Annotated in this window: 25 protein-coding genes; 16 read left to right on the top strand and 9 right to left on the bottom strand. The window is 62.6% G+C overall.

Features of this window, described 5'->3' with window-relative positions:
* Positions 1 to 3: 3 nt before the first annotated feature.
* From DEM27_RS09140 to DEM27_RS09125, 4 genes are read left to right on the top strand one after another with little or no spacing between them, the layout of a single operon-like run.
* On the top strand, positions 4 to 333 hold the full coding sequence (locus tag DEM27_RS09140) for an XdhC family protein (RefSeq protein ID WP_109457914.1): 330 nt from the start codon (positions 4 to 6) through the stop codon (positions 331 to 333).
* On the top strand, positions 330 to 1,037 hold the full coding sequence (locus DEM27_RS09135) for an XdhC family protein (RefSeq protein ID WP_109457913.1): 708 nt from the start codon (positions 330 to 332) through the stop codon (positions 1,035 to 1,037). Before DEM27_RS09140 ends, DEM27_RS09135 begins: the two co-directional genes overlap by 4 nt.
* Positions 1,034 to 2,671 (top strand): NTP transferase domain-containing protein, encoded by a 1,638-nt coding sequence (locus tag DEM27_RS09130; RefSeq protein ID WP_109457912.1) that lies wholly within the window; start codon positions 1,034 to 1,036, stop codon positions 2,669 to 2,671. The genes DEM27_RS09135 and DEM27_RS09130 overlap by 4 nt, the downstream gene beginning before the upstream one ends.
* Before the next feature lie 5 nt (positions 2,672 to 2,676).
* On the top strand, positions 2,677 to 2,994 hold the full coding sequence (locus tag DEM27_RS09125) for a TfoX/Sxy family protein (protein WP_109457911.1): 318 nt from the start codon (positions 2,677 to 2,679) through the stop codon (positions 2,992 to 2,994).
* Here the strand turns inward: DEM27_RS09125 and DEM27_RS09120 are convergent.
* The 5 genes from DEM27_RS09120 to DEM27_RS09100 form a co-directional block, all read right to left on the bottom strand.
* The gene (locus tag DEM27_RS09120; RefSeq protein ID WP_109457910.1) at positions 2,967 to 3,410 is read right to left on the bottom strand and encodes an NUDIX domain-containing protein; all 444 of its coding nucleotides are present in this window, start codon (positions 3,408 to 3,410) and stop codon (positions 2,967 to 2,969) included. The two genes, DEM27_RS09125 and DEM27_RS09120, sit on opposite strands and share 28 nt — an antisense overlap.
* Positions 3,410 to 4,903: a DEAD/DEAH box helicase gene (locus tag DEM27_RS09115; RefSeq protein ID WP_109457909.1), complete on the bottom strand. Its 1,494-nt coding sequence runs from the start codon at positions 4,901 to 4,903 to the stop codon at positions 3,410 to 3,412. Before DEM27_RS09115 ends, DEM27_RS09120 begins: the two co-directional genes overlap by 1 nt.
* Before the next feature lie 199 nt (positions 4,904 to 5,102).
* Positions 5,103 to 6,383: a M23 family metallopeptidase gene (locus tag DEM27_RS09110; protein ID WP_109457908.1), complete on the bottom strand. Its 1,281-nt coding sequence runs from the start codon at positions 6,381 to 6,383 to the stop codon at positions 5,103 to 5,105.
* Positions 6,384 to 6,498: 115 nt separating this feature from the next.
* Positions 6,499 to 7,344 carry a ferritin-like domain-containing protein gene (locus DEM27_RS09105; RefSeq protein WP_109457907.1) on the bottom strand — a complete coding sequence of 282 codons (846 nt, stop codon included), beginning with the start codon at positions 7,342 to 7,344 and terminating at the stop codon, positions 6,499 to 6,501.
* Positions 7,341 to 7,811: a peroxiredoxin gene (locus DEM27_RS09100; RefSeq protein WP_109458196.1), complete on the bottom strand. Its 471-nt coding sequence runs from the start codon at positions 7,809 to 7,811 to the stop codon at positions 7,341 to 7,343. Before DEM27_RS09100 ends, DEM27_RS09105 begins: the two co-directional genes overlap by 4 nt.
* A gap of 124 nt (positions 7,812 to 7,935) precedes the next feature.
* Between DEM27_RS09100 and DEM27_RS09095 the strand changes: the two genes are divergently transcribed.
* Positions 7,936 to 11,331, top strand: coding sequence for a YhdP family protein (locus DEM27_RS09095; RefSeq protein ID WP_109457906.1), 3,396 nt, complete (start codon positions 7,936 to 7,938; stop codon positions 11,329 to 11,331).
* Between the two features lie 32 nt (positions 11,332 to 11,363).
* Here DEM27_RS09095 and tyrS read toward each other — a convergent pair whose 3' ends face one another.
* Positions 11,364 to 12,617, bottom strand: coding sequence for a tyrosine--tRNA ligase (gene tyrS, locus DEM27_RS09090; RefSeq protein WP_109457905.1), 1,254 nt, complete (start codon positions 12,615 to 12,617; stop codon positions 11,364 to 11,366).
* Between the two features lie 140 nt (positions 12,618 to 12,757).
* Between tyrS and DEM27_RS09085 the strand changes: the two genes are divergently transcribed.
* Positions 12,758 to 13,879: an anhydro-N-acetylmuramic acid kinase gene (locus DEM27_RS09085; protein WP_109458195.1), complete on the top strand. Its 1,122-nt coding sequence runs from the start codon at positions 12,758 to 12,760 to the stop codon at positions 13,877 to 13,879.
* Between the two features lie 20 nt (positions 13,880 to 13,899).
* Here the strand turns inward: DEM27_RS09085 and DEM27_RS33925 are convergent, their stop codons facing one another.
* The 3 genes from DEM27_RS33925 to DEM27_RS09070 form a co-directional block, all read right to left on the bottom strand.
* Entirely contained in the window at positions 13,900 to 14,037 is a 138-nt protein-coding gene (locus tag DEM27_RS33925; RefSeq protein WP_165823379.1) for a hypothetical protein, read from the bottom strand.
* Between the two features lie 68 nt (positions 14,038 to 14,105).
* Positions 14,106 to 14,528 (bottom strand): putative toxin-antitoxin system toxin component, PIN family, encoded by a 423-nt coding sequence (locus DEM27_RS09075; protein WP_109457903.1) that lies wholly within the window; start codon positions 14,526 to 14,528, stop codon positions 14,106 to 14,108.
* A gap of 53 nt (positions 14,529 to 14,581) precedes the next feature.
* Positions 14,582 to 15,259 carry an alpha/beta hydrolase gene (locus tag DEM27_RS09070; protein WP_109457902.1) on the bottom strand — a complete coding sequence of 226 codons (678 nt, stop codon included), beginning with the start codon at positions 15,257 to 15,259 and terminating at the stop codon, positions 14,582 to 14,584.
* Between the two features lie 204 nt (positions 15,260 to 15,463).
* Here DEM27_RS09070 and DEM27_RS09065 point away from each other — a divergent pair, with 204 nt between their 5' ends.
* From DEM27_RS09065 to DEM27_RS09015, 10 genes are all read left to right on the top strand, one after another.
* Positions 15,464 to 16,630, top strand: coding sequence for a cysteine desulfurase family protein (locus DEM27_RS09065; RefSeq protein ID WP_109457901.1), 1,167 nt, complete (start codon positions 15,464 to 15,466; stop codon positions 16,628 to 16,630).
* Positions 16,631 to 16,773: 143 nt separating this feature from the next.
* The gene (sufB, locus tag DEM27_RS09060) at positions 16,774 to 18,243 is read left to right on the top strand and encodes a Fe-S cluster assembly protein SufB (RefSeq protein WP_109457900.1); all 1,470 of its coding nucleotides are present in this window, start codon (positions 16,774 to 16,776) and stop codon (positions 18,241 to 18,243) included.
* A 1-nt stretch (position 18,244) separates the two neighbouring features.
* Complete coding sequence (locus DEM27_RS09055; protein WP_109457899.1) at positions 18,245 to 18,466, top strand: hypothetical protein; 222 nt, start codon at positions 18,245 to 18,247, stop codon at positions 18,464 to 18,466.
* 47 nt (positions 18,467 to 18,513) lie between these two features.
* Positions 18,514 to 19,269 (top strand): Fe-S cluster assembly ATPase SufC, encoded by a 756-nt coding sequence (gene sufC, locus DEM27_RS09050; RefSeq protein ID WP_109457898.1) that lies wholly within the window; start codon positions 18,514 to 18,516, stop codon positions 19,267 to 19,269.
* Positions 19,270 to 19,290: 21 nt separating this feature from the next.
* Positions 19,291 to 20,565, top strand: coding sequence for a Fe-S cluster assembly protein SufD (gene sufD / locus DEM27_RS09045; RefSeq protein ID WP_109458194.1), 1,275 nt, complete (start codon positions 19,291 to 19,293; stop codon positions 20,563 to 20,565).
* A gap of 24 nt (positions 20,566 to 20,589) precedes the next feature.
* A complete protein-coding gene (locus tag DEM27_RS09040; RefSeq protein WP_109457897.1) occupies positions 20,590 to 21,831 on the top strand; it encodes a cysteine desulfurase in 1,242 nt (413 codons plus the stop codon).
* 12 nt (positions 21,832 to 21,843) lie between these two features.
* Positions 21,844 to 22,224 carry an SUF system Fe-S cluster assembly protein gene (locus DEM27_RS09035; RefSeq protein ID WP_109457896.1) on the top strand — a complete coding sequence of 127 codons (381 nt, stop codon included), beginning with the start codon at positions 21,844 to 21,846 and terminating at the stop codon, positions 22,222 to 22,224.
* A gap of 152 nt (positions 22,225 to 22,376) precedes the next feature.
* Positions 22,377 to 22,697 carry a type II toxin-antitoxin system RelE/ParE family toxin gene (locus DEM27_RS35190; protein ID WP_420028811.1) on the top strand — a complete coding sequence of 107 codons (321 nt, stop codon included), beginning with the start codon at positions 22,377 to 22,379 and terminating at the stop codon, positions 22,695 to 22,697.
* Positions 22,682 to 23,074: a Fe-S cluster assembly scaffold SufA gene (gene sufA / locus DEM27_RS09025; RefSeq protein ID WP_109457894.1), complete on the top strand. Its 393-nt coding sequence runs from the start codon at positions 22,682 to 22,684 to the stop codon at positions 23,072 to 23,074. The genes DEM27_RS35190 and sufA overlap by 16 nt, the downstream gene beginning before the upstream one ends.
* 364 nt (positions 23,075 to 23,438) lie before the next feature.
* A complete protein-coding gene (locus DEM27_RS09015; protein ID WP_109457892.1) occupies positions 23,439 to 24,491 on the top strand; it encodes a glycoside hydrolase family 25 protein in 1,053 nt (350 codons plus the stop codon).
* The last annotated feature ends 11 nt before the right edge of the window (positions 24,492 to 24,502 follow it).

The raw sequence follows: 24,502 nt of genomic DNA, 5'->3' as shown, positions 1-24,502 counted from the left end.
ACCATGACCGAACCCGAAACGCTCGATCCGCTGTCGATCGCCGAGGCCTGGAAGGCCGAGGGCCGCGACGTGGCGATTGCAACCGTCGTCGAAACCTGGGGATCGGCACCGCGCCCGGTCGGCAGCCATCTGGTGATCGATGGCGAAGGCAATTTCCACGGTTCGGTTTCCGGCGGCTGCGTCGAAGGCGCCGTCATCACCGAGGCCGTCGATATCATCGGCTTGGGCGGGGCGAAGATGCTGGAATTCGGCGTTGCCGACGAAACCGCCTGGCGTGTCGGGCTCTCCTGCGGCGGCCGTATCCGCGTCTATGTCGAAAGGCTTGGCCAATGAAACTTGAGCATCTGCAGGCGGTCAACGCCGCCAGGCGTGACCGCAAGGCCGTCATCCTGGCCACCGATCTCACCGACGGCAGCGACCGCGTCATCACCGAAGGCTTGTCGTTGGGCGGCGATTTGGAAGCCGCAGCTGCCGCCGCTTTCCGCTCCGGCAAGTCCGGCACGGTCGAGGCGGATGGCCGCAGCCTGTTTCTCAATGTCCACCTGCCGCCGCCGCGTATCGTCGTCATCGGCGCCGTGCATATCAGTCAGCCCCTGGCGGTCATGGCGAGACTCGCGGGTTTCGACCTGACCATTATCGATCCGCGAACCGCCTTTGCGACGCCGGAACGGTTTGCCGGCATCGATCTTGTTGCCGACTGGCCGGAGGATGTGCTGAAGGACAGGCCGCTCGATGCCTATACGGCGCTGGTGGCCGTCACCCACGATCCGAAGATCGACGATTTCCCGCTGATGCAGGCGCTGCGCACCGGCTGTTTTTATGTCGGCGCGCTCGGCAGCCGCAAGACGCATGCCAAGCGGATCGAACGCCTGAAGGAGGCAGGGATCGGCGATATCGCGCTCAGCCGCATCGCCGCGCCCATCGGCCTCGATATCGGCGCGGCAAGCCCGGCGGAAATCGCCGTCGCCATCCTGGCGCAGGTGATCCAGGCCTTCAGGCGCCGCGATCTGCGGAACGCCGGCGGCGAGGCGCCATGATTTTCGGCGCCGTCGATCTCGATCAGGCGGAAGGCGCCGTGCTTGCGCATGCGGCCAAGCTGGCCGATGGCCGGCTGCCGAAAGGCCATGTGTTGGGCGTCGAGGATATTATCCGGCTAAGAAATTCCGGTTTCTCCAGTATTATAGCCGTCCGCGTCGAGCCCGATGACCTGATGGAAGACGATGCCGCGGCGCAGCTGGCCGACGCCATCCCGCGCGATCACCTGCGGTTTTCGGAAGCGGCCACCGGCCGGGTCAATCTTTATGCCGATGCCAACGGGCTGTTCGTCGCCGACAAGACGGTGGTCGACCGTTTCAACCGTGTCGATGCCGCGATCACGCTCGCCTGCCTCGCCGATCATGTGCCCGTCCGCGCCGGTGATATGGTAGCGACGATCAAGATCATCCCGCTGGCTGTATCGCGCCAAAAGGTCGAGGCGGCGCGGCGCATCCTCGAACAGGCCGTTGCTTTCGAAGTGAAACCGTTCCAGCCGCGGGCCGTGACTCTGGTGGCGACGGAACTGCCGTCGCTCAAGGTTTCGGTGATGGACAAGACGGAGCGGCTGCTGGCGCAGCGGCTGTCGCTGTCCGGCAGCCGCATCGTCGGCGAGATCCGCGTGCCGCACCGCATGGAGGCGGTGGCCGCCGCCATCGGCGAGGCGCTGGCAAGGCCCGCTGCCGCTGCGCCGGCGATGATCGTCGTCTTCGGCGCATCGGCGATGGCCGATTTTTCCGACGTCATTCCGGAGGCGATCCGCCAGGCCGGCGGTCGCGTCGAGCATGCCGGCATGCCGGTGGATCCGGGCAACCTGCTCGTGCTCGGCTGGATCGGCGAGGTGCCGGTGCTCGGCGCGCCGGGCTGTGCCCGCAGCCCCAAGGAAAACGGCTTCGACTGGATCCTCAACCGCATCCTCGCCGGCGAATGTCCGACCGCGCAGGACATCACCGGCCTGGGCGTCGGAGGTTTGCTGATGGAAATACCCACCCGCCCGCAACCGCGCGACCTCACCGGCGACGAGGCGGAGAAGCTGACCATCGCCGTGGTGGTGCTGGCGGCCGGCAAGGCAAGCCGCATGGGCGGCGAGGGACGGCACAAGCTGCTGGCAGAATTCGACGGCAAGCCGCTGGTGCGCCTTTCGGCCGAAACGGCGCTTGCCGCTGCCGTCGGCCGCACCGTCGTGGTGACCGGCCATCGCGCTGGAGAAATCGCCGCCTGTCTCGATGGCCTCGACCTGACGCTGGCGCACAATGCGGATTTCGCCAGCGGCATGGCAAGCTCGTTGACGACGGGCCTTTCGGCGCCCGGTGTGGCGGATGCCGATGGCGTGCTGGTGATGCTGGCCGACATGCCCGGCGTCACACCGGCGGACCTGCGTTCCCTGGTCTCGGCCTTCCGCGGCGCCGGCGGCAGGGCCATCGTCCGGGCGGTATCGAACGGCAAGCGTGGCAATCCCGTCATCCTGCCGCGTACCACCTACGATGCCCTGATGAAGCTCGAAGGCGATGTCGGCGCCCGCCATATCGTCGAGACCTGCGGGCTGGCGGTCATCGATGTCGATATCGGCGAGGCGGCGCATCTCGACGTCGATACGCCGGAAGCGGTGATTGCCGCCGGCGGCGTGCTGAAAGGATAGGGGCGATGGACAATACCGCGATCGAGGAGATGTTCCAGTCGCTCGGGCCAGTCAGCATCCGGCGGATGTTCGGCGGCAAGGGCATCTACCATCTGGGCCGCATCATTGCCATAGAACTGCGCGACGAGATCATGCTGAAAGGTGATGCGGAAACGGCGCCAGAACTGGAATCAGCCGGCGCCCGCCGCTGGGAATATGAGGGCAAGAAGGGCAGGCCCGTCGCCATGCTCTACTGGACGATCCCGGATGTCGCCTATGACGATCCGGATGAAATGGCGAAATGGGTGGGATTGGCTTACGAGGCAGCGCTGCGGGCCAAATGATCGGTCTGCCGCTTCAGGTGTTCGACGGTGACGCGGGCAAAGTCCGAGAGCGGTGAGGGCAGCGCGTCGAGATCGTACCAGCCGATCTCCGAAAGCTTGTCCGGTTCGGTAAGCCGCGGCTCACCTTTTATGTCCGTGGTGACGTAGATCAGCGAAATCCAGTGTTGCCGATCCGTCTCGCTGACCAGTTCGGTCGAGCATAGGAAATCCACCTTGCCGATGGTCAGGCCTGTCTCTTCTTCAGCCTCACGGCGGGCTGCTTCGACGGCCGGTTCCATATGGTCGACCTTGCCGCCGACGATGTTCCAGTGCCCCGCTTCGGGCGCCTTCAGGCGACGGCAAAGAAGAAGCCGGCCGTCGCGCATGATCGCAAGGCCGGCGCCGACACCGGGAAAATCGATTCCCGGAAGACCCATCAAACTTTCGCGTTTGCGACGATCAGCATGAATGCCGGGATATCGTCGCCGAAGCCGACCGGTGTCGGGCCATCGTCGTGATCGCGGTAGTGGCGGCTGCGGCGCTCGCGGTTGTCGTCATTGGCAGGATACGGCCGCGTATTGCGGGGGGTGTTGTGCGGCTTCTGTTCTGCTCTGCGCTCTGTCTTCACACTTTCGACCTTTGCTGGGGTTGCTGCTCTTTCATCCGAATCGACAGGAGTATCGGTTGTCTTGATGTCCGATTTGTGATTGTCGCGTCCGCGACGACCACGGCCCCTGTCTTTGTCCTTCCCCTTGCGCGGCCGGTCGCTTTCGAAGCTTTCCATGGGCGCGGGCAGGGCGGAAAGGTCACCGCTCAGCCACTCGATCTTCTGAACGATCAGCTTTTCGATGGCGTCGACATATTTGGTGTCGCTTTTGGTGACCAGGGTGAAAGCGCGGCCCGAGCGGCCGGCGCGGCCGGTACGGCCGATGCGGTGGACATAATCCTCCGCGTGAATGGGTACGTCGAAGTTGAAGACGTGGCCGACATCGGGCAGGTCGAGCCCGCGGGCGGCGACGTCGGAAGCGACCAGCAGCTGGATGTTGCCGTCGCGGAAGTTCTGCAGCATCGTCGTGCGCGAGCGCTGGTCCATGTCGCCGTGCAGGGCGCCGACGGAAAAACCGTGGCGTTCCAGCGAACGGAAGAGATCGGCAACGTCCTTTTTGCGGTTGCAGAAGATGATGGCGTTCTTCAGGTCTTCCTGGGCGCGGATCAGGTCGCGCAGCACGGCGCGCTTCTCATAGTCCTTGTGATGCGAGGCGACGAGGCGCTGCGTCACGGTCGTTGCCGTCGAGGACGGCTTGGCGACTTCGATGCGCTCCGGATTCTGCAGGAAGCGATCGGCCAGCTTCTGGATTTCCGGCGGCATGGTGGCCGAGAAGAACAGGGTCTGGCGGGTAAAGGGAATCATCTTGGCGATGCGCTCGATATCGGGAATGAAACCCATGTCGAGCATGCGGTCGGCCTCGTCGATGACGAGGATCTCGACGCCGGTCATCAAAAGCTTGCCGCGTTCGCAATGGTCGAGCAGGCGGCCAGGGGTGCAGATCAGCACGTCGGCGCCACGTTCCAGCTTGCGGTCCTGGTCATCGAAGGACACGCCGCCGATCAGAAGCGCAATGTTGAGCTTGTGATTCTTGCCGTATTTTTCGAAGTTTTCGGCCACCTGGGCGGCGAGTTCGCGGGTGGGCTCGAGAATCAGCGTGCGCGGCATGCGCGCCCGGGCACGGCCCTTTTCCAGCAACGTCAGCATCGGCAGCACGAAGGAGGCCGTCTTGCCCGTTCCTGTCTGGGCAATTCCGCAAATATCCCGGCGCTGCAGGGCAGGAGGGATAGCGCCAGCCTGAATGGGGGTCGGCGTGGAATAACCCGCGTCGGTAACAGCAGAAAGAACTTTTTGGCTCAGGCCAAGGTCAGCAAACGTTGTCAAAGGGGAATCTGTTTCCGTTCCGGTTCTAGCGAACACTGATGATTCAGGCGCAAGACTGCGCAACTGCTGGGCGGCATAGTCTCAAATGCCCATCAAGTCAAGGAAACCAAGCGATTTGCGCTGCTTGAGGGTTAAAAGAAACCGTAAATAGCGCGCAATCGCCCGGAAAGCGCGCGCAGCCGGCCATCGGGACGATATTTCAGTCGAGATAGGCCAAAAGTTTGCGTCCGGCATTGAGGTAGGACATCGGATCGACGGCCTGTCCGTTGCGGCGGACCTCGTAGTGAAGATGCGTGCCGGTGGAGCGGCCCGTGCTGCCGGCGAGCCCGACGACGTCGCCGGCCTTCACCTTGTCGCCGACCGAGACGAGGATGCGCGACATATGGCCGTAGCGGGTCGTCAGACCATTGCCATGGTCGATTTCGACCATGTTGCCGTAACCGCCGGCGGCAGCGGCGGCCGTTACCACGCCGGCACCCGTACAGTGAATATCTTCGCCGGCGCCGAACCGGAAATCGATGCCGGCATGCATGGCAAGCCGGCCGAGGAAGGGATCGCTGCGATTACCGAAACGGCTGGTGATATCCTTGCCCGGCGCAGGATTGGCGAAGGGCAGGCGTTTTGCCGTGTCACGGGCGTTGTCCAGACGGTTCAGCGCCGCGTCGAGGTCGTCCATCGAATCCTCGAAGGGATCGATGGATTGCGGCTCCAGGAACGGGCCGCCGACCGCATCGTTTTCTGTCGTTTCGCTTGAGGCGACATCAATGCCGCTGCGTGCCAGGATTTTCTCGATCGCGCCTGCCGTTGCTTCGGCGCCGACGGTGAGGGACTGGATCTGGGTCAGCTGTTCACGCTCGATCGCCTTTAGCGACCGCGTGACGCGGGAAAAAACCCGGTCGGCCTTTTCGGCGGCTGTCTCGCTGGCGGGGGCGTAGGCAAGCTCCGACGTCGCCGTGTCGGCTTCGGCCTGGGGGGTGCCCGCCATCAGGCTTTCGATCGCCTGGATGCCGCCGGAGACTTCTGCGCGGCGATCCGGATTGAAGGCGGGGATCGGCACGTCGCCGGTCGGCACGCCGGAATTTTCCGCGCGGTTGAGGAGCGAGCCGAGCTTTCCGTGGCGGGAGGTGAGGGCGAGTTGCTGTTCCATCAACTGGTCGACTTTTTCCTCCACCACCTGCTGGTCCAGCAATTGGCGCGAGGTGACGCGGTCCACCTGGGCGCGCAGCGCCGCGATGCGGTCTTCATATTCGTGCTGCATGCGCGCCTGCCGCGCCATCGTCGCGCCGATCAGGTCGTCGCGCAGGACGAGATAGGAAGTGGCAAGCAGGTAACCGATGGTCACGGCGCCGGCAACGCAGACACCCAGCGCCGCCATCCACGGCCGGATCGTCATATGCCGGACCTTGTCGCCGCTGGCGAGAATCAGGACATGAGGCTGGGCACGTTTTCCGAATACGCGGTTTTCCGGCCGGTGGGTCACGGATCATCTCCCAGAGGATGCGCTTTAGGGTGCGCCAACTGGGAGTGATTACACACTGTTAAGGTTAACAACCTCTTGACGGTGGTGCCGTTTCAGCCGTGAATCTCGGCTCGCCTCAACTGCTGGTGGAGGTGAGGGCGCGATAGAATGTCGGCGTCAGGCCGGCCTCGGCGCGGGCGATGTCGTTGAACGGCGCCTTCAGCGAGCCGCGGAAGTTGGCGCGCACCAGCTGCCGGAAGGTTGCGGCCGGATCCTTCTTCTGGCGGGCGCAGAGGAACCGGAACCACTTGGCGCCGACGGCGACATGGCCCTTTTCGTCGTTATAGATGACGTCGAGCACCGCGGCACTGTCCATGTCGCCGGTCTCGACCATCTTCGCCTGCAGCGACGGCGTGACATCGAGGCCGCGCGCTTCGAGGATGAGCGGCACCACCGCCAGCCGCGCCGTCAGGTCGTTGCGGGTCGAATGCGCCGCCTGCCATAGCCCGTCATGGGCGGGCAGGTCGCCGTAATCGGCGCCAAGGTCGTTCAGGCGCGCCCGCACCATGCGAAAATGCTTGGCCTCCTCGAAAGCAACCTGCATCCAGCCGTCGAAGAAGGAATGCGGGATCGGCTCGCTGGTGAAGCGGGCGACGATGTCGAGCGCCAGGTCGACGGCATTGAGTTCGATATGGGCGATGGCGTGCAGCAAGGCAATGCGTCCCTTCAGCGTGTGAAGGGAGCGTTTTTCCATATGTTTCGGCGGCACGAGTTCGGGCTTTGCGGGGCGCCCGGGCCGCTCCGGCAACGGCGGGTCGAGCGGCGAACGCAGCGAAAGCGTGCGGGCGAACCAGCGGTTGGCGGTTTCCTGCGCCAGCCGGGTCTTGAGGTCGAGATCGCTGGCAAGGATCGCCTCCGTGGCGCCGCCGCGCAAGGACGTCAGCTTGAAGACCTGGGTCTGTCCCGCCGCCGGTCCGTTCATTTCAGCGCCTGTACAGCTTCGAGCACCTCTTCGACATGGCCCTTCACCTTGACCTTGTTCCAGACGCGGCTGATGACGCCCTCGGCATCGATGAGGAAGGTGGTGCGCTCGACGCCCATGTAGCTGCGGCCATACATGCTCTTTTCCTTCCAGAGACCGTAGGCCGAGATCACGCTCTTTTCCTCGTCGGCGGCGAGCGGAATGCCAAGCGCATATTTCTTCACGAAATTGTCATGCCGTTTCGGCGAGTCCGGCGAGATGCCGACGATGGAAGCCCCTGCTGCTGCGAAGGCCTCCTTGTGCTCGGAGAACGACACGGCTTCGGCAGTGCAGCCTTGCGTGTCGTCCTTGGGGTAGAAGTAGAGGACAAACGGATGCCCGCGGAATTGCCGCAGCGTCAGCCTGGCGCCGCCGTTTCCCGGAAGATCGAAGTCCGGAGCCGTGTCGCCGGCGCGCAATTCTGCCATGGGGAAACCTTCCTTCTGCCGATTTTTTGCAAGAATATTGTCGCGAAGCATATATAGTCGCCGCGGCTATCGTCCAAGCTTGTTCGGACGTTATCCAAGGCTACACGGAGACAGATGCGCACGCATGGGTGAAATCCGCGGCGAAAGAGTGGTGTTTGGCCGGCAGGACATCGTGGCGCTGCACGAGTTGCCATCCGCGCAGGTTCATGACCCGATGATCGTGCATTGCCCGCTGCCGACCTCCTCGGTGAAGCGGGTGCTCGGCATCGTCGCCGGCCTGGTCTTGCTCGTCGTTCTCGTTTTCGCCGGCCTGATTGGTGCCGTCGAGGCCGGACTTTTCGACAAGACGCTTTCGACGCGGGCGAAGATGGCGCTCGATAGCGCCATCGGTCCCCGTTACACGGCGCAGGTGGGTTCCACCGTCATCCGCTTTGCCTCCGGTCCGCGACTGGCCCTGGAGGCGCGCGACGTCAACACCGTCGAGCGCGACAGCGGCCGGCATCTGTCCCGTACGGACTCCATCCGGCTGGTGCTCGATCCGCTGGCGCTGTTTGCCGGCAAGCTCGCCATCACCGAAATAGAGGCCGACGGCATCCAGCTGGATGCGGGGTTGCTGCCGGCCGGCAAGCCGATCGACGTGTCGGGCCTCAGGGTCGACCAGATCCCCAACGGACTGGAAACGCTGTTCCGCCAGCTCGACATCCTGCGCGGCTTCGTCGATCGCGGCAAAACCGACGCGGTCAGGATTGCCGGGCTGGATCTCAGGCTTCCCGTCAGCAATGGCACGCCGCTGTCCATCGTTCTCGACGCGGTGGAGATGCGCCGCGACGCCGACGGTTCGCTCAGCCTCAAGGGGGGCGTCACCATCGACGGTGCGCCTGCGACACTTGTTGCCCACGCGCAAAATCAGGGCGAGCGCACCGTTTCCCTCTCCGCCGATATCGGCGGCCTGGTGCTGACCCCCTTCCTGCTGAAATGGGATGCGCAAGGTCTGCCCCGGCAGGGCCTGGATGGAACGTTGAACCTGAAACTGAATGCCAAACGGGCCGAAGGCGAGGAAAAACCGTCGCTCGCGCTCGATCTCGGCATCGACAAGGCGACGTTCTATTCCGAAAGCATCGCCCAGGACGTCGGCAAGTCGGATGTCAGCGTCATCTACGATTTCGACAAGAACTCGCTGGAATTCTTGCAATCGACCTTGCGTTTCGGTGGGACGACCGTGCCGTTCACCGCAGCCGTCATCGATCTCGATCGGCTCGACCCCAAATCGCAGAACGGTTTCGGCATCGATCTGCTGGTCAGCGACGGCGTGGCCGCGCCCGCCGGCACAGGCGTCGCCCCGCTGGCCTACGGCGCCAAGGTGACCGGCCGCTATGTCACCGGCATCAAGGAACTGCAACTGGAGCGCATGGCGGTATCGAGCCCGCTCGGCACGATGGCCGGTTCCATGGTGGTGCGTTTCAAGGGTGAGGGCTCGCCGGAAATCAGTTTTGGTGCACAGTCGCCGAAAGTGCAGACGGGAGCGGTGAAGCAGTTGTGGCCGTTCTGGATGGCGCCGAAGGCGCGGACCTGGGCGCTGGCCAACATCTACGGCGGGACCATCACCAACGCATCGATTGCCGTTTTCATCCCGCAGGGGAGAATTCCGCCGGGCGGCGGGCCGCTGCATCTCGGCGAAACCGAGCTGAACATCAATTTCGACATGGACGATGCCCGCCTCAACGTTGCCGGCGACATTCCGCCGGTGCGCGACGTCGTGGCGCATTTCGACCTGAGCGGACCGCGGCTTACCGTCGGCTTGAAGAGCGGCGCCTCGTTTTTCCCCTCGGGCCGCTCGGTGGCGATCAGCGGCGGCGAATTCGTCATCCCGGCCACTTACGACAAGCCATTGATGGCGGAGATCGATATGTCGGTTGCCGGTGCCGCCGATGCCGTGGCCGAACTCATCACCTACAAGCCGATCAAGGTGCTGCAGCGGACCGGATTCGAGCCGACGGATTTTTCCGGCACGATCACCGCCGACGTGCAGGCGACGTTCGGGCTGGTCAATGCGCAGGACCCGCCGTCGCCGGTGTGGCGCACGCATATGCGTCTGGCCGGCGTCGATCTCGGCAAGGAAATCGCCGGCCGCAAGATCGGCGATCTCGATGGCACGCTCGATGTCGACAATCAGCGGGCCGTGCTCGATGCCAAGGGTTCCGTCGACAAGGTGCCGATGGATATCCATCTGGTCGAGCCGGTGGATTCGGGATCGACCGTCAAGAAGGAGCGCGTGATCACCGCGACCGTCAACAACGAGCAGCGCGACATGCTGGCGCCGGGTCTCGGCGACATCCTGTCGGGCTCCACGAAAGTCGAGCTTTCGCGGCTGGACGACGACCGACAGGCCGTTTCGGTCGATCTCACCCGGTCCGTGCTGTCCATTCCCTGGCTTGGCTGGACAAAAGGCAGTGGCGTTCCCGCCAAGGCGGAATTCGAACTGTCCTCCGACGGTCCTCAGGTGCGCATCCGCGATTTCGAGTTGACCGGCCAAGGGTTCGGGGCGACTGGTAGCTTGGAGTTCGGCAAGGGGGGACTGGTTTCCGCCGATTTTGCCCGCGTGCGGCTGACCGGCGCCGACAATTATGGCGTCAAGGTCAAGCGTGGCAAATCCGGCTACGATATCGCCGTTTCCGGCAAGCAGGCCGATATCCGGCCGGTCATCGCTCGCATGCGTTCGCAGCAGTCGGGATCCGGCGACAAGGACGATACGGCCATCACGCTACGCGCCGATCTCGACAGCATTCTCGGATTCAACGACGAAACCATCTCCAATGTCAGCCTGACCTATGCCGCACGCGGTTCGCGCATCGACAAAGCGGAGTTTTCCGGCGTGACCAAAAGCGGCCAGGCAATCGTCGTCCAGACGGAAAACGGCGGCGATGGCAGCCAGATCCAGGTCACCAGCAGCGATGCCGGCGCCGTTGCCCGTTTTACCGACGTCTACAAACGCATGCAGGGCGGCCTGCTCAACCTAAAACTCCGCGCCGGCAAGAACAGTAGTTGGGCCGGCAATGTCGATATCCGCACCTTCCGGCTCGCCAACGAACAGAAGCTGCAATCGATGGTATCGACACCCGTCGGCAATGACGGGCGCAGTCTCAACAATGCCGTCCGGCGCGACATCGACGTCAGTTCCGAGCGGTTCCAGCGCGGCTTTGCCCGTGTCATCATCCAGAACGATGTCGTCCGGATCGAGAACGGCGTCGTGCGCGGCGAGCAGGTGGGTGCGACGTTCCAGGGAACGCTGCGCGACAAGCAGGGCAACATGGACATGACCGGCACATTCATGCCGGCCTATGGTCTCAACCGCCTGTTTGCGGAACTGCCGCTGGTCGGCGTCATCCTCGGCAACGGCCGGGACCGCGGCCTGCTCGGCATCACCTTCCGGCTGCAGGGAAGTTTTGCCGAACCGCGCCTGAGCGTCAATCCGCTGTCGCTGATCGCGCCGGGCGTCTTCCGCCAGATCTTCGAGTTCTGAGGGCCGCGCAAAAAGCGCGTCGGTCAGGAGGCTTACGCCGGCCGGATCAGCAGATGCTTCTTCTTGCCGAGCGAAAGCTTGATGACGCCGTCTGCCGTAAGGTCGGCGCTGCCGATCACCTGGCGTTCGTCCGAGATCGCCTTGTCGTTGATCCGGACGGCGCCGCCCTGGACATGGCGGCGGGCTTCGCCGTTCGAGGATGCCAGCCCGGCGCGGACCACAAGGGTCAGCAGGCCGAGCCCGGCGTCCAGTTCGGCAGCCGGGATGTCGATCGACGGCAGGTTGTCGGCAAGCGCGCCTTCCTCAAAAGTCTTGCGGGCGGTCTCTGCCGCCTGTTCGGCGGCCTCGCGGCCATGCAGGATGGCGGTGACCTCCGTGGCGAGGATCTTCTTGACCTCGTTGATCTCCGAGCCTGTGAGCGCCGAAAGCCGGGCGATCTCGTCCATCGGCAGGGTGGTGTAAAGCTTGAGGAAGCGCGAGACGTCGGCATCCTCGGTGTTGCGCCAGTATTGCCAGAAATCATAGGCCGACAGCATGTCGGCGTTCAGCCACACGGCGCCGCTGAGCGACTTGCCCATCTTGGCGCCCGAAGCCGTCGTCAACAGCGGCGAGGTCAGTGCGAAAAGCTGCTGCGTGCCCATGCGGTGGCCGAGGTCGATGCCGTTGACGATGTTGCCCCACTGGTCGGAGCCGCCCATCTGCAGTCGGCAGTCGTAACGCTTCGACAGCTCGACGAAGTCGTAGGCCTGCAGGATCATGTAGTTGAACTCGAGGAAGGACAGCGACTGCTCGCGGTCGAGGCGGTTCTTGACGCTGTCGAAGGACAGCATGCGGTTGACCGAAAAATGCCGGCCGACATCGCGCAGGAATTCGAGGTAGTTCAGCGAGCGCAGCCAATCGGCGTTGTTGATCATCAACGCGTCCTTGGGGCCTTCGCCGTAGTTGAGGTAATTGGAGAAGACGCGCTTGATCGAAGCGATGTTGCTCTCGATTGTATCGACCGTCATCAACTGGCGGGCATCGTCCTTGAAGGAGGGGTCGCCGACCATGCCGGTGCCGCCGCCCATCAGCGAGATCGGCCGGTGGCCGGTCTGCTGCATCCAGTGCAGCATCATGATCTGGATCAGGCCGCCGGCATGCAGGCTGGGCGCCGTCGGATCGAAGCCGATATAAGCCGTCACCGTTTCCTTGGCGAAAAGTGCATCCAGTCCGGGTTCGTCGGAAATCTGGTGGATGAAGCCGCGTTCGTCGAGCGTGCGAAGGAAATCGGATTTGAACCTGGACATGACCTGTCTCTTTCTGGGCGAGGGAATGCTGATGCATCGCATCCGGGAAGAATGCCGGGCGCTTTAGCATTGTTTTTTGAAAAGTGCACCCGTTTCCGCCATGAATGTTGATGATCGATTCCATTCGCAAGGAGCCTGCGGTGACGAAACTTCTGACGGCCATCGGATTGATGAGCGGCACTTCGATGGACGGCATCGACGTCGCCCTGCTGCGAACCGACGGCGAGGCGATCGTCGAACGCGGCCCATTCCAGGGATTCGGATACGAAAAGGCGTTTCGCGACCGGCTGAAGTCTGCTCTGGACATGGCAAAGTCGATTCGTGATCGACAAGAACGGCCGGGCGATCTCGCAGACATCGAGCGTGAGTTGACGTTACGGCATGCACATGCCGTCAAGGCATTTCTGCAGGCTCACGGCCTTTCGGCAACGGATATCGACCTGCTCGGCTTCCACGGCCAGACGGTTCTCCACCGTCCCGACGAGGCCTTGACGGTGCAGATCGGCGACGGTGTCCTTCTGGCGCGGGAAACCGGCATCGACGTCGTCTACGACATGCGGGCCAACGACATGCGCCACGGCGGCCAGGGTGCGCCGCTGGTGCCGGCCTATCATGCGGCGTTGGCCCGCAACGTTCCGGGCGACCGTTCGCCGGTGTGTTTCGTCAATATCGGCGGGATTTCGAACCTCACCTCCATCGGCCGGGACGGCGTCATCGTCGCCTACGATAGCGGACCGGGCAACACGCTGATCGACCAATGGGTCGAAACCCATGCCGGCATCCCCTTCGACCAGGGAGGGATGATCGCCTCCGAGGGTCGCGTGCTGCCGGCGCTTGCCGGTCTCTATCTCGACAGTCCGTTCTTCCACGCAACCCATCGCCGCTCGCTCGACCGGAACGATTTTCTGCCGCCCGCCGGCAGCGACGCCGAACTGTCCGACGGCGCCCGCACGCTCGCCTATGTGGCCGCCGCCGCCATCCTCAAATCCGCCGGCCACCTGCCGGCGGCGCCGGTGCTCTACATCATCTGCGGCGGCGGTCGCCTGAATCGCATCATCATGGCGGACCTGCGCGATCTCGCTGCCCGCCAGGGCGCAGACGTACTGTCGGCCGAAGACGCCGGCTTCGACGGCGATGCCATGGAGGCGGAGGCCTGGGCCTATCTCGCGGTCCGGTCGGTGAAGGGTTTGCCACTGACATTTGCCGGTACCACGGGCGTGAGGGAGGCGGTGACGGGTGGGGTGATGGCTCCCGGCAGATAAATGTCGCCGGTCGTCTACCTCTAGTCCCTCCGTAGAAGCGCGAGCGCTTCGGTTTCCCGTCCGGCACCGCGTGCTGCCCGGGCACGAAATCTCTTTTCGACTTCGTGCTCTTCGATCATCGAAACCGTCAGTTCCTGCAGCAGCACGTCTATGCTCATGCCGCGCTCTACCGCCACGGCCTTCAATTTTTGGTGCGCTTCCGCCGGAAGATGAAAAGTGATTGCGTTCACAGCCTCAAATCCCTGATTAACGCCTGTGGCGAGGTTATCCCAATGTGTTCGAAGCGTAAATTCGAACTTCGGAAATCTCTGAGATTGTTCGTTACGATATGGGTAGCATTCGCCGCTACGGCGAGTTCCACGAGATGATTATCCCCTTCATCCCGCAGGTTCGGCCGCCTCAGAAAATAAATGGCATGCCATCGGCATTTGCTGAGAAAGACATCGAGCAGAAAATCGCGCTCATCAGCATCCAGCCTCGCCCCGGCAAAAAGCTCCCGGCGGGAAAGAACATCTTCGTATTCGAGGAAAAGCGCAGACCCCATGACCGGTACGAGCCTGCCGGTCATGCATTCTTCGATGACCTGGGAGGCCGCGCCTCTGGCAAGGCAAGCACCGATGAAGACGTTGGTATCGACGACAACACGCATGGCTTCAATGTGCCATGCGTGTCGAACAGGTCAATTTGAATTGTAAAGACTGATTACCGGATCCGCTTTGCGGCCGGCTCCGGCGTCAGCTCGCCGTTGAGGCGGCGGTCGAGATAGTCCTCGCATTCGGCCATCAGCGGCTCCACCTGGCCGTTGAAGAAGTGGTTGGCGCCCGGCACCGTCTTGTGGGTGATGAGAATGCCTTTCTGGGCCTTCAGCTTTTCCACGAGGTTGTTGACGTCCTTCTCGGGCGCCACCTTGTCGGCATCGCCGTTGATGATCAGGCCCGACGACGGACAGGGGGCGAGGAACGAGAAGTCGTAGGTGTTCGGCTGCGGCGCGATCGACATGAACCCTTCGATCTCCGGCCGGCGCATCAGCAGCTGCATGCCGATCCAGGCGCCGAAGGAATAACCCGCCACCCAACAGCTCTTGGAATCGGGATGCAGGCTCTGCACCCAGTCCAGCGCCGAAGCCGCATCGGACAATTCGCCGGCGCCGTGGTCGAATTCACCCTGGCTGCGGCCGATCGATCGGAAGTTGAACCGCAAGGTCGTAAAGCCGCGCTTCTGGAACATGTAGAAAAGCTGGTATACGATCTGGTTGTTCATCGTGCCGCCAAATTGCGGATGCGGATGCAGGACGATCGCGATCGGGGCGCTTTTTTCCTTGGAGGGCTGGTAGCGGCCTTCAAGACGGCCGGCGGGGCCGTTGAAAATAACTTCGGGCATCGGTACTCCGGTCGGTGCTTCCGGTTCAAAACGTTCACGCGCTTGCCAGTTTGACTTGACGGATGCCGTCAAGTTTTCTAGAACGCAGTTTAGAACCATTCGAAACTTGGTGTGGATCCACACGTTGTGAAAGGTGTCATAAGGCAAGCCGCTCGGAAATTTCAAGAAAAATGCAACGAGCCAGCAAGGATGACCGGAAGAGGCATGGCAATCACGCGCACTTACATGGACTGGAATGCCACCGCGCCGCTATCGACGGCAGCGCGTGAGGCCGTTCTGCGTGCGCTCGACCTGCCCGGCAATCCGTCCTCGGTGCATGGCGAGGGCCGGGCGGCCAAGACGATGCTGGAAAATGCCCGCCGCCAGGTGGCGGCGCTTGTGGGTGCCGAGGCCAGCCATGTGGTCTTCACCAGCGGTGCGACGGAAGCCGCCAATCTCGTTCTGTCGCCGGTTTTCCGCATGGGGCGCACGCCGTTGTCGATCGGCCGGCTTTACGTTTCGGCCATCGAGCATCCGGCATTGCGGGAGGGTGGCCGTTTTCCAAAGGATCGTGTCACGGAAATTCCGGTGACCGGCGCCGGTGTGGTGGATCTCAATGCGTTGCGAGATCTGCTTGCCGGACATGATGCTGCCGACGGGCTGCCGATGGTTGCCGTCATGTTGGTCAACAATGAGACCGGCATTGTCCAGCCGGCCGCTGAGGCGGCGAGGCTGGTCCATGCCAGGGGCGGCCTGATGATCGTCGATGCGGTTCAGGCTGCCTCGCGCCTGCCGATTGATATCGCCGCGCTCGATGCCGACTTCCTGATCGTTTCCTCCCATAAGATCGGCGGCCCCAAGGGCGTCGGCGCGCTGGTTTCACGCGGCGAGGTTCTGATGCCGAAACCCCTGATCCAGGGCGGCGGACAGGAAAAGGGACATCGCTCCGGCACGGAAAACCTGGCCGCTATTGTCGGATTCGGCGCTGCCGCTGCGGCGGCGCTGGAGGATTTTTCCGGGCGCAACGCGACGATCGGTCGTTTGCGCGCCCGCCTCGAAGATGGCATGCGGATTGCGGCTAGCGACGTGCTGATCCATGGCCTTGATGAAACGCGGGTCGCCAACACGACATTCTTCACGCTGCCCGGCCTGAAGGCGGAAACCGGCCAGATCGCCTTCGATCTGGAAGGGATCGCGCTGTCGGCCGGCGCGGCCTGCTCGTCGGGCAAGGTCGGCGAGAGCCATGTGCTGACCGCCATGAGCAAGGATCCCAAGCTGGGTGCCCTGCGCATCTCGCTCGGCCCGACGACGACGGATGACGACATAGACCGGGTGCTTGCCGCCTTTCAAAAGATTGCCGGCCGGCGCAGACCGGCCGGTGAGGCCGCCTGACGCGGCCGAATTTTGCGGAAAGACAAATTTCTGCTTGCCAAGAGGTGTGAAAACGCGCCTCTGGCGCCTACATGAAGGCGGAATTTTCCGCGCTATGAACGAGAGCCGCTGGAACCTTGAATCCGGCGGGATTGGAGAAAGACATGCCTGCTGTCCAGGAAACGGTTGAGCAGGTCCGCCAGATCGATGTGGACCAGTATAAATACGGCTTCGAAACCGAGATCGAAGTCGACAAGGCCCCGAAAGGCCTTTCCGAGGATATCATCCGCTTCATTTCCGAAAAGAAGCAGGAGCCGGAATGGATGCTCGAATGGCGCCTGGAGGCTTATCGCCGCTGGCTGACGCTCGAAGAGCCCACCTGGGCGCGCGTTTCTTATCCGAAGATCGATTTCAATGACATCTATTACTATGCGGCGCCGAAGAGCACCGCCGGTCCGAAGTCGCTCGACGAGGTCGATCCGGAGCTTCTGAAGGTCTATGAGAAACTCGGCATTCCGCTGCGCGAGCAGGAAATCCTGGCCGGCGTCGAGAAGTCGAAGATCGCCGTCGATGCCGTCTTCGACAGCGTGTCGGTCGTCACCACCTTCAAGGAAGAGCTGAAAAAGGCCGGCGTGATCTTCATGTCGATCTCCGAGGCGATCCGCGAGCATCCCGATCTCGTCAAGCAGTATCTCGGTTCGGTCGTGCCGACCACAGACAACTATTATGCGACGCTGAATTCCGCGGTGTTCACCGACGGTTCCTTCGTCTATGTGCCGAAGGGCGTTCGCTGCCCGATGGAACTGTCCACCTACTTCCGCATCAACGAGAAGAACACCGGCCAGTTCGAGCGCACGCTGATCATCGCCGCCGAAGGTGCTTTCGTTTCCTATCTGGAAGGCTGCACCGCGCCGCAGCGTGACGAAAACCAGCTCCATGCTGCCGTCGTAGAACTCGTTGCCCTGGATGATGCCGAAATCAAATATTCGACGGTCCAGAACTGGTATCCGGGCGACAAGCAGGGCAAGGGCGGCATCTACAACTTCGTCACCAAGCGTGGCGATTGCCGTGGAGCCAACTCGAAGATCTCCTGGACGCAGGTGGAAACCGGCTCGGCGATCACCTGGAAATACCCGTCCTGCATCCTGCGCGGCGACAATTCGCGCGGCGAGTTCTATTCGATCGCCGTGTCGAACGGCCACCAGCAGATCGACTCGGGCACGAAGATGATCCATCTCGGCAAGAACACCTCGAGCCGCATCATCTCCAAGGGTATTTCCGCCGGTGTGTCGAACAACACCTATCGCGGCCAGGTATCGATGCACCGCAAGGCGGAGAACGCCCGCAACTTCACCAACTGCGACTCGCTTTTGATCGGCGATACCTGCGGCGCCCACACCGTGCCCTATATCGAGGTCAAGAATTCCACGGCCAAGGTGGAGCACGAGGCGACCACCTCGAAGATCTCCGAGGACCAGAAATTCTACGCCATGCAGCGCGGCATTCCGGAAGAAGAGGCGATCGCGCTGATCGTCAACGGCTTCGTCCGCGAAGTCATCCAGGAACTGCCGATGGAGTTCGCCGTCGAGGCGCAGAAGCTGATCAATATCTCGCTGGAAGGCAGCGTCGGATAAGATGAACGAGAAAGTCGAGAACCTCATTCTGGAGCATTTGCGTGTGATCCGCGCCGACGTCTCTTCCCTCAAGGAAGAAGTCAGCGGCATCCGCGCCGAGATGCGGTCGATGAAGCAGCACATGGCTGCCTTCATGTCGCATGAAACGGCGCAGGACGGTGACATCGCAGCGATGAAGCTCCAGCTCGAGCGCATCGGCAAACGACTTGATATCGTTGAGTGAGCACCGGCTCGCTCCCCCAGAAGACCCCGAATTTTTGGATATGAACCATGCTTGAAATCAAGAACCTGCACGCCAAGATCGCCGATACCGACACCGAGATCATCCGTGGCCTCAACCTCACCGTGAAGCCGGGCGAGATCGCTGCGATCATGGGCCCGAACGGCTCCGGCAAGTCGACGCTTTCCTACATCCTCTCCGGCCGCGAAGACTACGAAGTCACCGAGGGTGACATCCTCTATAACGGCGAAAGCATCCTCGAACTCGATCCGGCCGAGCGCGCCTCCAAGGGCATCTTCCTGGCGTTCCAGTATCCGGTCGAAATTCCGGGCGTCGCCACCATGCAGTTCCTCAAGGTCGCCATGAACGAGCAGCGCAAGGCGCGTGGCGAAGAAGAACTGAAGACCCCGGATTTCATGCGCCTGGTCAAGGAAGCCTCCGCCAAGCTGCAGATCAACCCGGACATGCTGAAGCGCCCGCTCAACGTCGGCTTCTCCGGCGGCGAGAAGAAGCGTGCGGAGATCCTGCAGATGGCGCTGCTGGAGCCAAAACTGTGCATTCTCGACGAGACCGATTCCGGCCTCGATATCGACGCGCTGAAGATCGTTGCCGACGGCGTCAACGCGCTGAAGTCGCCGGATCGCGCCGTGGTCGTCATCACCCACTACCAGCGCCTGCTCGACTACATCGTGCCGGATACCGTCCATGTCCTCTACAAGGGCCAGATCATCCGCTCGGGCGACAAGAGCCTGGCGCTTGAGCTGGAAGCCAACGGCTACGCCGACATCATCGGGGAAGCAGCCTAAGCGGCGGGAAGGATGACGTCGATGAACATTCAAACGACGAACCGGCTGACGACGGCGGAGAGCGCATTGCTCGACGCCTACAACGCCCAGATCGGTGACCTGCCGGGCGACGGCGCCGTGCTTTCGGTACGTGACCGGCTGCTGGACGAGCTGAAGACGGGCGGCCTGCCGACCCGCCGCATCGAATCCTGGCATTATACCGACCTGCGGGCGCTGCTGCGCGCCGTGCCGGCCGTACAGCCGGCGCCCTCGCTCTCGGCGGTCAAGCCGCTGGTGTCCGGTGCCTCCGTGCTGACGTTGCGGCAGGGCGCTGCCGATGCGGCAACTGCACCGGAAGGTGTCACGGTCCGCCGTTACGCCGACAGCTTGGTGGACGGAACCGCTGCCGAAGGCCTGCGCGAAGCGAGCGCCGACGATGCCATCGGCCGCATCAACGGCAGCTTCGTACGTGACGGGCTGGTGCTGGAGATCGCTGACGGTGCGGAGCTCGCCGCGCCTCTGGAAATCCAGTCGCTGCACGGCGCCGGCCAGGTGCATACCCGTTTCCCGGTTCGCTTCGGCGCCGGCAGCAAGGCGACCGTCATCGAGCGCCATCGCGGCGAGGGTGACGAGGCGGCCCTGGTCTCCTCGATCAGTGCCCTGACGCTCGGAGACGGTGCCGAAGTCACCTGGATCGTGCTGCAGGAACAGGGCGCCGCCGATACCCATCTCGGCCAGATCCGCGTCGAACTCGGCGCGGACGCCAAGCTGCGCCTGTTCGTCGTCAACGCCGGCGGCAAGCTGGTGCGGCAGGAACTGCGCATCACCGTCAGCGGCGAGGGCTCCGAGCTGACGTTGCGCGGTGTCAACCTCCTGGGCGGCGATACGCATACCGACGTGACGCTGGTGCTCGATCATAACGTGCCGCATACGAACTCGACCGAGATCATCCGCAACGTCATCTTCGATCGCGCCCGCGGTGTTTTCCAGGGCATGATCCGCGTTGCCCAGGCGGCGCAGAAGACCGATGCCAAGATGGCATGCAACACGCTGCTCCTGTCGGACGATGCCGATTTCTCGGTGAAGCCGGAACTGGAAATCTTCGCCGACGACGTGTTGTGTGGCCATGGCGCGACGGTTGCCGATATCGACCGCAATCACATGTACTACATGATGACGCGCGGCGTGCCGGAGAAGACGGCGCGGGCCATGCTCGTCTACGCCTTCGTGGCGCAGATCGTCGAGGAACTGGAAGAGGAAAGCCTGGTCGAGGCGCTGGAAGGCATCATCTCGGCATGGCTGGACAGGCACGCCTGAGGCGTGCCGGATAGGACGAAGACCATGGACAAGCTTGTGGCGCCGACCGCCTATGACATCGAAGCGATCCGGCGGGATTTCCCGATCCTGTCGCGCGAGGTCTACGGCAAGCCGCTCGTCTATCTCGACAACGGCGCTTCGGCTCAGAAGCCGCAAGTGGTCATCGACGCGATCACGCATGCCTATTCCAACGAATATGCCAATGTGCATCGCGGCCTGCATTTCCTCTCCAACGCGGCGACGGAAGCTTACGAGGCGGCGCGCGAAAAGGTGCGCCGCTTCCTGAATGCCGGCTCGCTGGACGAGATCGTCTTCACCAAATCCTCCACCGAGGCGATCAACACGGTCGCCTACGGCTGGGGCATGCCGAACATCGGCGAAGACGACGAGATCGTCGTGACGATCATGGAGCACCACTCCAACATCGTGCCGTGGCACTTCATCCGCGAGCGGCAGGGTGCCAAGCTCGTCTGGGTGCCGGTCGATGAAGAGGGCGCTTTCCATATCGAGGATTTCGAAAAAAGCCTGACGGAAAAGACCAAGCTCATCGCCATCACCCATATGTCGAATGCGCTCGGCACCATCGTGCCGGTCAAGGAGGTCTGCCGCATCGCCCGCGAGCGTGGCATTCCGGTGCTCGTCGATGGCAGCCAGGGTGCCGTGCACATGCCGGTCGACGTTCGCGACATCGATTGTGACTGGTACGTGATGACTGGCCACAAGCTCTACGGCCCGTCGGGCATTGGTGTGCTCTACGGCAAGATGGATCGCTTGAAGCAGATGCGGCCCTTCCAGGGCGGCGGCGAGATGATTTTCGACGTGTCCGAGGACGCCGTCACCTACAATGACCCGCCGCACCGTTTTGAGGCTGGCACGCCGCCGATCGTGCAGGCGATCGGGCTCGGTTATGCGCTGGACTACATGGACGGCATCGGCCGGGCCGCGATTGCCGCCCACGAGGCGGATCTGGCGGCCTATGCACAGGAACGCCTGAGCGCCATCAACTCGTTGCGCATCTTCGGCACGGCACCGGACAAGGGCGGAATCTTCTCCTTCGAGCTTGCCGGCATCCATGCCCACGACGTTTCGATGGTCATCGATCGTCGCGGTGTCGCGGTGCGTGCCGGCACGCATTGCGCCCAGCCGCTCTTGAAACGCTTCGGCGTCACCTCCACATGCCGTGCATCCTTCGGCCTGTATAATACCCGTGCCGAAGTGGATGCGTTGGCCGATGCGCTGGAACATGCGCGCAAATTTTTTGCCTGAGGAGTGTCCGCGATGAGCCTGGACGAAAGCGAACAGAAGATTGATGTCCGTGAGGGGATCGTCCATTCCACGATTCCGGCCGACGAACTGGCGCGTCTCAGCGACGACGTCATTTCGGCGTTGAAGACGGTCTACGACCCGGAAATTCCCGCCGACATCTTCGAACTCGGCCTGATCTACAAGATCGACATCGAAGACGACCGCATGGTGAAGATCGTCATGACACTGACGGCGCCGGGTTGCCCCGTCGCCGGCGAGATGCCCGGCTGGGTGGAAAATGCCGTCGGCGCGGTCGAGGGCGTTTCGGGCGTGGAAGTCTCGATGACCTTCGATCCGCCGTGGACGCCGGACCGCATGTCGGAAGAAGCCCAGGTCGCCATCGGCTGGTATTGAACCGTTTTTCAAGCTAGGATTGTGCGCACGGAGGCCGAGCGGCAAATGGGCAAGATTGAACGGCTGAATGTGGAGTTGACACCTAAACTGAGCGCCCTGGTGAGGGATGCCGTCCGATCTGGGGAGTTTTCTTCTGCAGGTGACGTCGTGGCATCCGCGCGCGGAACTGGTATCGGGAGATTCTCGATACCTGCAGGATGCTCGGAGATTTGCCAGCGATCGGGCAGGAGCGGGATGATATCAGGCCGGGGATCCGAACTTTTCCCAAGGGTGGTTATCTGATTTTGTTCCGACGGGATGGAGCGCATGCGATCATCGTTCGTGTCGTCCATGGTGCAAGGCATTGGCCGAATCTGGTTCGGCGAAACGTTGGTATTGAACCCTTTACCAAGCGGAATTACATTCTGAATCATGAAGCGCCGGACCTCGACCCCGGTTGTGGAAGGAGATTGGGCCGATGGGCTTTGCAGTGATGAGCATGACGGATACGGCGGCGGCGCGGGTGAAGGCGATTGTCGAGAATTCCGGGCCGGAAGCGAAGGGCATTCGTGTCGGCATCAAGAAGGGCGGCTGCGCCGGGATGGAATATACCATCGACCTGGTGACGGAACCCAACGCCAAGGACGACCTGATCGAGCGCGACGGCGCAAAGGTCTGGGTCGAGCCCTCTGCCGTACTTTATCTTCTCGGCACCCAGATGGGCTTCGAGACGACGACGTTGCGGTCCGGCTTCACCTTCACCAATCCGAACCAGACATCCGCCTGCGGTTGCGGCGAGTCGGTCGAACTGAAGCCTGCCGATCTTGCGGCACTCGCCGAACAGCGCCAGGCCGAGGCTGCCAGCGCCTGACGATTTTTCCCTTCGGGGACGCGGAACGCATTGGAGAAATGCCGGACGGGACCTGCCGATCCGGCATTTACCGTTTCCAGGCCGTAAAAAATTCGCAACGCTGCAGCTTCTTCGGAAAACGCCCAAACCGGCTCCAGCCTTTTGATTTTACGCAATTCCCGATTCCGGATGGCCTGGCCCGTTCGGCGGAATCGTGTGGAAAAACCCGGCTGTTTGCCGGTTTTCGGTAAATGGCGGCGTCCGGTTCCGGGACGGTAAAGATTGGATTCAGTCTTTCTTGGTAAATTTCCATTAGTCATTGTTCCTCCGGGTTTCCCAAGGTCGGCGTGTTTTGTCCGGCTGTTTGTTCTGCGTGCGGGTTCCTATGCGTTTATCCACTGTGCCAGCTCTCTTTCTCACATGTCTGTCGCTCTCGGCCTGCGCGTCGAGTTCTGGGCCGGATGCGCTTTCCGCCGGCCTGACATCGCCGGAGACGACCAGTTCCGTAACCGGCATCGTTGCCCCGGTTCCCGTTGCCGATGTCGGCACCGGGGGCGTCGAGACGACGACTGCCGAGGCCAGGCCGGAACAGAATCGGGAGGCGCTTGCCTGGGCCGGTCAGGTTCCGAGCAGCGACGTGTTCGTGCCGGAACGGTCTCTGAGCATGCCGGTGCCGGGCGAAAAGCCGGTCGAGCAGGTCGCGATGATCACGCCGGCGATCGATCCGCTGCCCGGCAAGCGCTCGCGGGTCTATGGCCACCGCTTCCGCGATGCCAAGCCGATCAATTTCGGCTCGCGCTCGCCGCGCAAGATGGCGGTGCATGGCGTCGACGTCTCGCGCTGGCAGGGCGACATCGACTGGGCGAAGCTGCGCACGCAGGGCGCCAACTTCGCCTACATCAAATCCACCGATGGCGGCGATCACCTCGACCCGATGTTCCGCACCAACTGGCGCAAGGCGAAGGAAGCCGGGCTGAAGCGGGGTGCTTACCACTTCTTCTACTGGTGCCGCACCGGCGCCGAACAGGCCGACTGGTTCATCCGCAACGTGCCGCGCGATCCCGACGCGCTGCCGCCGGTGATCGACGTCGAGTGGAACGGCGAGTCGCGCTGCAAGCGCCGTCCGTCTCCGGAGACCGTGCGTGAAAAAATGCAGGTCTTCATGGACAAGCTCGAGCGCCATTACGGCAAGCGGCCGGTGATCTACACGGCACCGGATTTCTACAAGGACAATCTGCGCGGCGCCTTCACCAACTATCCCTTCTGGCTGCGCGCCGTCGCCCAGCATCCGTCCAAAGTCTATCCGGGTCGCAAGTGGGTGTTCTGGCAATATTCCGGCTCCGGCCTGTCGCATGGCGTCGAGGGCAAGATCGACCTGAACGTCTTCCATGGCAGCGTCGAGGAATGGCACGCCTGGCTGGAAGGGCGGCAGAGCTGAGACACGCCCAT

Origin of the sequence: Rhizobium album (genome assembly GCF_003122325.1) — a bacterium.
In the GTDB taxonomy this organism is placed as follows: domain Bacteria; phylum Pseudomonadota; class Alphaproteobacteria; order Rhizobiales; family Rhizobiaceae; genus Metarhizobium; species Metarhizobium album.
This window is presented reverse-complemented; position numbering and strand designations above follow the sequence as displayed.